Raw genomic sequence first — 9,742 nt, 5'->3', positions numbered from 1 at the left:
GGTGATGACCACGATCACTGCGCAGTAACCGGCCCGCATCCAGCAGGCCTCGGCCCTCCGTGCCCTTGGCGCGGAGGGCCGTTTTCGCATTCGGCTTTCACAGCGGACCAGCGTTCCTGATGCCCTTTGGAAAAGGATCGCCGCGATAGCGCCGCCCATTGATGCGACGCCAACAGCATGACCGGCGTTCCCATCCTCTCTATCGCTGAATGTGTTACAGGAGCGCTGATGGACATTGGTCGATCAAGCCGCTGAACTGTGTGAGACCGTGGCGACTTCACCTGGCATATCCGGCGGGCGAGCCTCGCCACCGACTGCCAGCCGCAGTTCACGCGCGATCACCCATCCATCTTCAACGCCTGAATGAACGCCGTCTGCGGAATTTCCACTTTCCCGAACTGGCGCATCTTCTTCTTGCCGGCCTTCTGCTTTTCCAGCAGCTTCTTCTTGCGCGTGGCATCGCCGCCGTAGCATTTGGCGGTCACGTCCTTGCGCATGGCCGACAGGGTCTCGCGCGCGATGACGCGGCTGCCGATGGCGGCCTGGATCGGGATCTTGAACATGTGGCGCGGAATCAGCTCTTTCAGCTTTTCGACCATGACCCGGCCGCGCGATTCCGCGCGGTCGCGGTGGACCATGATCGACAGCGCGTCCACCGGCTCGTCATTCACCAGGATCGACATCTTGACCAGGAAATCCTCGCGGTATTCGCTGATCTGGTAGTCAAAGCTGGCATAGCCCTTGGTCACCGATTTCAGCCGGTCGTAGAAGTCGAAGACGACCTCGGCCAGGGGCAGGTCATAGACGACCATCGCGCGGGAACCGGCATAGGTCAGATCCAGCTGGATGCCGCGCCGGTCCTGGCACAGTTTCAGAACGTCGCCCAGGTAATCGTCGGGCACCATGATCGTGGCCTTGATGCGCGGCTCCTCGATATGGTCGACCAGGGTCAGGTCGGGCATGTCGGCGGGGTTGTGCAATTCGCGCATCTCGCCGTCGCGCATGTGCAGCCGGAAAACGACGCTGGGCGCGGTGGTGATCAGGTCCAGATCATATTCGCGTTCCAGCCGGTCGCGGATCACCTCCAGGTGCAACAGCCCCAGAAAGCCGCAGCGGAAGCCGAAGCCAAGCGCGGCCGAAGTCTCCATTTCGGAGCTGAAGCTGGCGTCGTTCAGGGCCAGTTTCTCGATCGCGTCGCGCAGCGCCTCGAAATCGTTCGCATCGACCGGAAACAGCCCGCAGAACACCACCGGTTGCGAGGGTTTGAAACCCGGCAGGGCGGTGGCGGCGGGCTTTTTCTCGTGCGTGATCGTATCGCCGACACGGGTGTCGCGAACCTGCTTGATGGATGCGGTGAAAACGCCGATCTCGCCCGGCCCCAGTTCCGCGATGTCCTTCATCGCAGGCGTCAGCACCGCCAGCTTGTCCAGCCGGTAGGTGGCGCCGGTCTGCATCATCTTGACCTGATCGCCCTTGCGGATGGTGCCGTCCATGACCCGGATCATCACGACGACGCCCAGATAGCTGTCATACCAGGAATCGACCAGCATCGCCTTCAAGGCCGCGTCGGCATCTCCCGTCGGCGCGGGCAAGCGCTGCACGATCGCCTCCAGCACATCAGGGATGCCGAGGCCGGTCTTGGCGCTGATCGGGATCGCCTGGCTGGCGTCGATGCCGATCACGTCCTCGATCTGCGCCTTGACGCGATCGGGCTCGGCGGCGGGCAGGTCGATCTTGTTCAGGACCGGGACGATCTCGTGATCGGCGTCGATGGCCTGATAGACATTGGCCAATGTCTGCGCCTCGACCCCCTGGGTCGCGTCCACGACCAGCAGCGATCCTTCGACGGCGCGCATGGACCGGCTGACCTCGTAGGCGAAATCGACATGGCCCGGCGTGTCGATCAGGTTCAGGATATAGGTCTGGCCGTCCTGCGCCGGATAGGCGATGCGGACCGTATTGGCCTTGATGGTGATGCCGCGTTCGCGCTCGATATCCATGGCGTCCAGCATCTGGGCCTTCATGTCGCGTTCGGCGACGGTGCCGGTCAGCTGGATCAGCCGGTCGGCCAGCGTGGATTTGCCGTGGTCGATATGGGCCACGATCGAGAAATTGCGGATCAGGGACAGCTTGGTCATGGCGCGGCTATACAGGGGCGTCATGCCCGCGAAAAGAGGATTTCGCAAGGCCGCTGGCGAGGCTGCCGCCGCCCCGGTTTCCCGTCTTTCAGCCTGGCCGCGCGACGCTGCCGGCGGGGATCCGGCGCGCGGCGCGATTCAGCCGCGCCTCGCGCCACATCGTATAGCCGCCCGCGACGGCAATAATGGCAGCCCCCGTCAGCATCCAGCCATCGGGGCGTTCGGCAAAGACCAGCAATCCCAGGATGATGGCGAAGACCAGCCGGGAATAGCGGAAGGGTGCGATCGCGCCGATCTCTCCGATCCGGGTCGCGATCACCATGGTCAGATAGCCGAACAGCCCGAAGATCAGCGAGGCCGCCATCAGGCCCCATTGTGCGGGGTCGGGCGCGATCAGCGGCTGTCCTCCGACGACGACCAGCGCGGCCCCGGCCAGCGACATCGACCCGAAGGCCGAGGCCGTCAGCAGCCCCGACCCGATGGAGGCAGGCAGCCGTCGCGTGACCAGATCGCGCACCGCCAGAAACAGCACCGCGACCAGGGCCAGCACCGATCCCGGCTGAAACGCATCCGTCCCCGGCCGCACGATCATCAGCACGCCCAGGAACCCCGCACCGATGGAAGCCCAGCGGCGCCAACCGACTTTTTCGCCCAGGATCAGCGCCGCGCCAAGCGTCATCAGCAAAGGCAGCGCCTGCAGGATGGCCGAGGCGATGGCCAGATCGCCGATCGAAATGGCGGTCAGGAAGAAGACGCCGCAGACCGCCTCGCAAAGGTTGCGCAGCAATACGCCGGGATGGATCAGATCGCGCCAGCGCAGTCCCTCGGGGCCCAGGGCAACCCAGGCGCCGAAGGCGACCATCCCGCCAAAGCCCAGCAGCAGCAGAAGCTGTCCGATCGACAGATCCGAGGACAGGAATTTCAGCAGCGCGTCCTCGAAGGCAAAGCCCGCCATCGCCAGCGTCATCAGCAGGGCCGCCCGGGCATTGACGCTCATGGCACGGCCTCGATCTGCGTGATCAGGTCAGGCAGATCCGCGATTCTGTCCAGATGATGCAGGCGCGGATCCGGGCCCGGGTCGGCATGTTCGGCGGCCCAGGTCATCTGGTGTGGAATGAAGACGCCATGTCCGCCCAGTGAAATCACCGGCAGGACATCGCTTTTCATCGAATTGCCCGCCATCACGAAACCGCCCGAGGCGATGCCGAGACGGTCCAGGACGCGGGCATAGGCCGCGGGCGTCTTTTCGGCCAGAATCTCGATCGCCGCGAAACGTCCGGCAAGGCCCGAGGCGGCGATCTTGCGTTCCTGATCGATCAGATCCCCCTTGGTGATCAGCACCAGGCGCCGCCCCGACAGCGCGTCCAGCGCAGCCTCGACTCCCTCGATCAGCTCGACCGGATGGGCCAGCATGTCCCGTCCCAGTTCAAGGATGCGACCGATGGCCTGGCCGTCGATCCGCCCGTCGGTCAGTTCGATCGCGGTCTGCACCATCGACAGCACGAAGCCCTTGATGCCGAAACCGTATCGTTCAAGATTCGCGCATTCGACCTCATAGAGCCTGCCCGCGATGTCGTCGATCTCGGCATGATCCGCCAGAAGCGATGCGAATTCGGCCTCGGTGACGCGAAAGAAGGTCTCGTTCTCCCATAGCGTATCATCCGCATCCAGCCCGATTGCCTCGATCATGTCATCCTCCGTCCGGCAGCGCAGCGGAACCATGCAGCGCGCGCAAAGTCAAACCGCAGCGAATTGTCCGGTCGCTCCGGATCGGGACCACGACACAAGATATTGATGAGGCCGCGCTGTCAGCGCAACAATTCCTCACGTCCCGGTGATTGAGCCCGAATGAGCTTTTTGCTATGTCTGGTGGTGCAGAAAGGGCATTCCAGATCGGGAAAAACCGGCCATGCCCGCTTTCATGAGGATCAGGAAACCGAGGAGACAGTTCCATGCTCAACCGCATCGCGATCGCGGCATCCGCCGTGATGATGACAGCGCCGCTTGCCATGTCCGGCCCTATCGACACCGCCTGTGTGCGATCCGACCGCGCCCGCGGCAACGCGCCGCTTTGCGGCTGCATCCAGCAGGTCGCGGACCAGACCCTGTCGCGTTCAGACCAGCGCCGCGCGGCCGCGTTCTTCCGCGATCCGAATCAGGCGCAGGCCGTGCGGATGTCGAAACGCGATGCCGACAACGCGTTCTGGGCGCGCTACAAGCGTTTCGCCGGCAGGGCCGAGGCCCTTTGCCGCTGACGCATGCGGATCACGGTCCTGACCGGCGCGGGCATTTCCGCTGAAAGCGGCCTGGCCACCTTTCGCGCCGGCACGGGATTGTGGGAACGGCACCGGATCGAGGATGTGGCGACACCGGGGGGTTTTGCCCGCGACCCGGCGCTGGTCCATCGCTTCTACAATGAACGACGGCAGAAGGCAGCCGGCGCGCAGCCCAATGCTGCCCATCGGGCCCTGGCCCGGCTGTCGCGGAACCATGACGTGACATTGGTGACGCAGAATGTGGAAGATCTTCACGAACGCGGCGGCTGCGCCGATGTGATCCACATGCATGGCCGCCTGAGCCGCGCGCGCTGTGCCGCCTGCGGGGCGTGCTGGGATGCGCCGATGACGATGACATCCGAGGACGGCTGCCCCGGCTGCGGGGCAAGGCGGACCCGACCCGACATCGTCTGGTTCGGCGAGATCCCCTGTCACATGCAGCGGATCTGGCAGGCTTTGGCGCATAGCGACCTTTTCGCAGCCATCGGAACGTCGGGAAATGTCTATCCGGCCGCCGGTTTCGCCCGGCACGCCGCCCGGATGGGCGCGGAATGCGTCGCCCTCAACCTGGAAGCCGGCGCCAATGCTCCGGACTTCGACCGCCAGATTCTGGGCCCGGCCTCGCGGATCGTGCCCGAGTGGGTCGCCTCGCTGCCCGCCTGAGGCGAAATTCCTTGCGCCGCGACGGCCCGATCGGCTATGCCCCGGGCTGCCTCGGTTCCGGGTTCGCGCCCGGTGAAAAGGGAACGCGGTGCAATTCCGCGGCTGCCCCCGCAACTGTCAGCGGAGAGCGAGGCCGGAGAATGCCACTGTCCGCCGAATTCGCGGATGGGAAGGCCCGGCCAAGCCTTGACCCGCAAGCCAGGAGACCTGCCCAGGCGATCACCCCAAGGACATGCGGGGCGCATGTGCTTGACGGATCGTCCGTTGTGGTGATGTTCGCCGTCCGGAAAGCCCTTCCGGACAGACCGCATCCCGCCCCGGCATCCGTCCGGGCGACCCGGAAGGGACATCATGAAACGCCTAGCCATCCTGGCCGCAATCGCCGCCGCCCCCCCCGCCCTTGGCCAGCAGACGCCGTATGTATTGCCGGAAATCACCCTGACCGCCAATCGCGAGCAGACCGAAATCGGTCGCTCTGGCAGTTCGGTTTCGGTAATCGGTGCGGCCGCGCTGGCCGATCGCACCGCCCAGCCGATCGCCGACAGCATCGCCGAACTGCCCGGCGTGGCGATCCGCCAGTCCGGGCCGCTGGGCACGACCGGCGCGCTTCAGGTGCGCGGCGCACCGCCCGAATATACGCCGGTCCTGATCGACGGAATCGACGTTTCGGACCCGGCGGCGGGCCAGCCCTATTTCGATATCGGCGGACTGATCACGGCCGGCGTCGGCCGGATCGAATTGCTGCGCGGCACGCAATCGGCGCTTTACGGATCGCGCGCCATCGCCGGCGTGTTGTCGATCGACACCATGCGCCCGACCGAGGACGGATTGCGCCAGAATTTCGCCATCGAGGCCGGCCAATACCAGACCTTCGCCGCAAGCTACGGCGCGGCTCTGCGCCGTGACGGCACGGACCTGGCCTTCACCGCCAGCCGCGTGACCAGCCAGGGATTTTCCGCCCGCGACGAAAACGACGGCAACTTCGAGACCGACAGCTACAACGCATCGCGCCTGTCCTTCTATGCCGCGCGAGAGCTGCAAAATGGCGGCAAGGTCGGCATCAACGGCTTCTGGGACAAGAGCCGCGCCGAATTCGACGAATTCGGCGGCGACATGACCGGCACGCCGGGCGACGAATACACCACCCGCAAATCCTACGGCCTGCGCGCCTTCGCCGAGGTCACGACCGGATCCATCGATCAAAGCCTTGCCCTGACCCGCTATCGGATCGACCGGAGAAGCTGGTCGAACGGCGTCGAAACGCCCTTCATCGGGTCCCGCACCAAGGTGTCATGGCAGGGCGCGACCGACCTGGGCACGACCGGCGCACGCGCGATCCTTGGCGCCGATACCGAGAAAGAGAAGGCCGATGGCATGGGCGACAGCCGCATCAGCGGGGTCTTTGCCGAAGTTGACGCCCCGATCGGCAGCGATATCGATCTCAGCGCCTCGCTGCGTCGTGACGATCATTCGCGCTTTGGCGGCTTCACCTCGGGCCGGGTCTCGGCCGTCTGGCGGGCACGGCCGGACCTGCTGGTCCGCGCCGCCATCGGAACCGGCTTTCGTGCGCCCTCGCTCTATGAGTTGTTCGGCCCCTACGGCGATGCCGGGCTGGATCGAGAGGAAAGCCGCACCGCCGAGATCGGGGTCGAGAAACGCTGGGGCGATGACAGCTATCTGCGCGCCACCGCCTTTTGGCTTCAGGCCGAGAACCTGATCGGCTTCGATGCCGATGCCACAGCATGCGGCCAGCTTTTCGGTTGCTATGCACAGGTCCAGGGCCAGTCGCGTCGGCGCGGGATCGAACTGGATGGTCGCTGGGCCATCGGCGCGGCCACCGCGATTCGGGGTTCCTATACCTATACCGACAACGCTGCCACGACAGATTGGGCCGAGGCACCCCGCCACGTTCTGAACCTTGGCGCCGAGACTGAAGTCGCCGCCGGCACCAGGGCCGGAATGTCCCTGCATGTCGAGGCCGATCGCCCGCGCGACATGGCCAGCTTCGCGACGCTGGATCTGACCGCCAGCCATCCGCTGCCGAATGGTGCCGACGTCTATCTGCGGGTCGAGAATGTGCTCGACCGCGAATATCAGCAGAACCAGGGCTATGGCACGTCCGACCGGGCCGTCTATGTTGGGCTGCGTGCGGATTTCTGACCTGATATGCGCGGCGGCGGCGCTTCTGGTTGCGGCTCTGCCCGCCGTGGCAGCGCCGCGGCGGGTGGTATCGATGAATCTGTGCACCGACCAGGTTGCGATGTTGCTGGCCGCGCCGGGCCAGCTGATTTCGGTCAGCGATCTGGCGCAGGATCCGCGCATGTCGCCGATGGCGGACGCGGCGCAGGCCTATGACGTGAATTATGGCCGGGCCGAGGAAATCTATCTGATGCGCCCGGACCTGGTCATCGCGGGCCAGTTCGCATCCTCGGCGACGGTCTCCATGCTGCGCCGGCTGGGAATCCGGGTCGAGGTCCGCGACCCCGCCGAAAGCATCGCCGCCATTCGCGACGAGATCGCCGGGATCGGCGCGCTGCTGGGACGCGAATCCCGCGCCCGAACCGTGATCGCGGATTTCGACGCCCGCCTCGCCGCGCTGCGCCGTGCTCCGGGCCGCGACCGCGCCGCCCTGTATTATGCGAATGGCTTCACCTCGGGTCGCGGCACGCTGGCGGGCGAGATCCTGGACGCAGCGGGGTATCGCAACATCGCCAGCGATTACGGCATCGAGAATACCGCGCCGCTGCCGCTGGAGTTGTTGGTCATGTCGCAGCCCGACCGCCTCATCACGGGCGCGCGATGGCCGGGAAGATCACGAAGCGAGGCCATCCTGGACCATCCCGCGCTGTCCGAGGCGACGGATCGCAGAGCCGATGTCACCGATCGCGACTGGGTCTGTGGCACGCCTTTCATCCTGCGCGCCGTCGAAGGGTTGGAATGAAGCCTCTTTTCGTCATCCTCGCTGTTCTCGCCACCGCGCTTTTCCTGGTTTCGCTGCTGACCGGTCCGGCGGGGCTGGGCGCGTGGCGCGGCCTGTCGGCGCTGATGTTCGGCGGCGAAGGCCCGGCGCCCATCGTGATGCGCGAAATCCGCCTGCCGCGGGCCATGCTGGGGCTGCTGATCGGCAGCGGACTCGGGCTGACGGGCGCGGCCCTGCAAGGCTATCTGCGCAACCCGCTGGCCGAGCCGGGGTTGATCGGCGTGTCGGGCATGGCGGCACTTGGCGCGGTGATCGCGATCCAGACCGGGCTGTCGCTATCTGCCCCGCTGGCGCTGCCGCTGGTGGCGCTGGCCGGAGCGGCCATGGGCGTCGGCCTGCTGGTGGCGCTGGCCGGGCCGCGCGGAGGTTCGGTGACGCTGATCCTTGCCGGCGTCGCCATCTCGGCGCTGGCGGGGGCGGGCACGGCGCTGGTTTTGAACCTGTCGCCCAATCCCTACGCCGCCAACGAGATCGTGTTCTGGCTGATGGGATCGCTGGCCGATCGCTCGATGGTGCATGTCTGGCTGGTCCTGCCGCCCATGCTGCTGGGCGCGGCGCTGATCCTGTCGGCGGGGCGGCCGCTGGATGCGCTGACCCTTGGCGAAGGCGCGGCGGCGGCGATGGGCGTCTCGCCTCCGTGGCTGCGCTGGCGGATGATCGCGGGCGTCGCGCTGATCGTCGGTCCGGCCACGGCGGTGGCGGGCGCGATCGGTTTCGTCGGCCTTGTCGTTCCCCACGTCATGCGGCCCTGGGTCGGCGCGCGCCCCTCGGTCCTGCTGGCGGCCTCGGCGCTTGGCGGGGCGATCCTGCTGCTGGCGGCCGATGTCGCGGTGCGTCTGATCCTGCCCGAACGCGATCTGAAACTGGGCGTCCTGACCGCCATCGTCGGTGCGCCGCTGTTCCTGCACCTGATCTGGAAAACCCGCAGCGGGGGGCGCGTCTGATGCTGCTGGCGCTTGCGAACCTTGCCGTCACCCGTCGCAATCGCCCGGTGCTGCGCGGCATCGACCTGACCTTGCAAGAGGGCGAGGTGGTCGGGCTGATCGGCCCCAACGGTGCCGGAAAATCCACGCTGATGGAGGCCGCGCTGGATCTGATCCCCTTCAGCGGCGCGTCCTCGCTGGCCTCGATGACGGCGCGCGATCGGGCCCGCGCGGCCGCCTTTCTGCCCCAATCGCGCGAAATCGCCTGGCCCGTCAGCGTCGAGGATCTGATCGCGCTTGGGCGCATTCCCTGGCCCGGCGGCGGCCGCAGCGCCGCCGACCGCGACGCCATCGAGGCCGCCATCGCGCGCATGGGCCTTGCACCGTTCCGCAAACGCACCGCGCTGCGCCTGTCCGGGGGGGAACAGAACCGCGTCCTGGTCGCGCGGGCGCTGGCCCAGGACACCCCCCTTCTGATTGCGGACGAACCCATCGCCGGTCTCGATCCGGCACAGCAACTGGCCTGCCTGCGCCTGTTCCGCGATCTGGCGTCCGGGGGCCGGGGCATCCTGACCTCGATTCACGATCTGGGCCTTGCCGCCCGCTTCTGCAGCAGGCTGGTCCTTCTGGCCGAGGGCCGCATCCTGGCCGACGGCCCGCCCGACCGGGTGCTGGACGACGCGCTGCTGAACCGGGCCTTCGGCATCACCGCGCGTCGCATCGAGACGCCGGATGGACCCGCCATCCTGCCAGTGTGACCGC

Annotated in this window: 9 protein-coding genes and 1 riboswitch; of the genes, 6 read left to right on the top strand and 3 right to left on the bottom strand. The window is 66.6% G+C overall.

Annotation, left to right across the window (positions count from 1 at the left end; all coding sequences use genetic code 11):
* Nucleotides 1-338 precede the first annotated feature (338 nt).
* The 3 genes from lepA to B4A72_RS00465 all read right to left on the bottom strand — a co-directional run bounded on the left by lepA (nt 339) and on the right by B4A72_RS00465 (nt 3,827).
* Nucleotides 339-2,138, bottom strand: a complete 1,800-nt coding sequence (gene lepA, locus B4A72_RS00475) for a translation elongation factor 4 (RefSeq protein WP_292958633.1) — start codon at nt 2,136-2,138, stop codon at nt 339-341.
* A gap of 88 nt (nt 2,139-2,226) precedes the next feature.
* The gene (locus B4A72_RS00470; protein WP_292958631.1) at nt 2,227-3,135 is read right to left on the bottom strand and encodes a DMT family transporter; all 909 of its coding nucleotides are present in this window, start codon (nt 3,133-3,135) and stop codon (nt 2,227-2,229) included.
* Nucleotides 3,132-3,827 carry an HAD family hydrolase gene (locus B4A72_RS00465; RefSeq protein WP_292958629.1) on the bottom strand — a complete coding sequence of 232 codons (696 nt, stop codon included), beginning with the start codon at nt 3,825-3,827 and terminating at the stop codon, nt 3,132-3,134. The genes B4A72_RS00470 and B4A72_RS00465 overlap by 4 nt, the downstream gene beginning before the upstream one ends.
* Before the next feature lie 263 nt (nt 3,828-4,090).
* Between B4A72_RS00465 and B4A72_RS00460 the strand changes: the two genes are divergently transcribed.
* The 6 genes from B4A72_RS00460 to B4A72_RS00435 all read left to right on the top strand — a co-directional run bounded on the left by B4A72_RS00460 (nt 4,091) and on the right by B4A72_RS00435 (nt 9,738).
* Entirely contained in the window at nt 4,091-4,393 is a 303-nt protein-coding gene (locus B4A72_RS00460) for a hypothetical protein (RefSeq protein ID WP_292958627.1), read from the top strand.
* A gap of 3 nt (nt 4,394-4,396) precedes the next feature.
* Complete coding sequence (locus B4A72_RS00455; RefSeq protein WP_292958625.1) at nt 4,397-5,077, top strand: NAD-dependent deacylase; 681 nt, start codon at nt 4,397-4,399, stop codon at nt 5,075-5,077.
* 35 nt (nt 5,078-5,112) lie between these two features.
* A riboswitch (cobalamin riboswitch) is annotated at nt 5,113-5,306 on the top strand.
* Between the two features lie 122 nt (nt 5,307-5,428).
* A complete protein-coding gene (locus B4A72_RS00450) occupies nt 5,429-7,237 on the top strand; it encodes a TonB-dependent receptor plug domain-containing protein (protein WP_292958623.1) in 1,809 nt (602 codons plus the stop codon).
* Nucleotides 7,224-8,018, top strand: a complete 795-nt coding sequence (locus B4A72_RS00445; RefSeq protein ID WP_292958621.1) for an ABC transporter substrate-binding protein — start codon at nt 7,224-7,226, stop codon at nt 8,016-8,018. Before B4A72_RS00450 ends, B4A72_RS00445 begins: the two co-directional genes overlap by 14 nt.
* Nucleotides 8,015-9,001, top strand: a complete 987-nt coding sequence (locus B4A72_RS00440) for a FecCD family ABC transporter permease (RefSeq protein ID WP_292958619.1) — start codon at nt 8,015-8,017, stop codon at nt 8,999-9,001. Before B4A72_RS00445 ends, B4A72_RS00440 begins: the two co-directional genes overlap by 4 nt.
* The gene (locus tag B4A72_RS00435; RefSeq protein ID WP_292958666.1) at nt 8,998-9,738 is read left to right on the top strand and encodes an ABC transporter ATP-binding protein; all 741 of its coding nucleotides are present in this window, start codon (nt 8,998-9,000) and stop codon (nt 9,736-9,738) included. The genes B4A72_RS00440 and B4A72_RS00435 overlap by 4 nt, the downstream gene beginning before the upstream one ends.
* Nucleotides 9,739-9,742 lie beyond the last annotated feature (4 nt).

The organism is Paracoccus sp. UBA5162 (assembly GCF_002413585.1).
Lineage (GTDB): Bacteria > Pseudomonadota > Alphaproteobacteria > Rhodobacterales > Rhodobacteraceae > Paracoccus.
The sequence above is the reverse complement of the archived record's forward strand: the minus strand, read 5'-3'. Positions and strand labels throughout refer to the sequence as shown.

Bases quoted from the DNA above. Each gene is read 5' to 3' on its own strand.
- lepA (WP_292958633.1), bottom strand. From the start codon at position 2,138: ATGACCAAGCTGTCCCTGATCCGCAATTTCTCGATCGTGGCCCATATC.
- B4A72_RS00450 (WP_292958623.1), top strand. From the start codon at position 5,429: ATGAAACGCCTAGCCATCCTGGCCGCAATCGCCGCCGCCCCCCCCGCC.
- B4A72_RS00465 (WP_292958629.1), bottom strand. From the start codon at position 3,827: ATGATCGAGGCAATCGGGCTGGATGCGGATGATACGCTATGGGAGAAC.
- B4A72_RS00470 (WP_292958631.1), bottom strand. From the start codon at position 3,135: ATGAGCGTCAATGCCCGGGCGGCCCTGCTGATGACGCTGGCGATGGCG.
- B4A72_RS00460 (WP_292958627.1), top strand. From the start codon at position 4,091: ATGCTCAACCGCATCGCGATCGCGGCATCCGCCGTGATGATGACAGCG.
- B4A72_RS00440 (WP_292958619.1), top strand. From the start codon at position 8,015: ATGAAGCCTCTTTTCGTCATCCTCGCTGTTCTCGCCACCGCGCTTTTC.
- B4A72_RS00455 (WP_292958625.1), top strand. From the start codon at position 4,397: ATGCGGATCACGGTCCTGACCGGCGCGGGCATTTCCGCTGAAAGCGGC.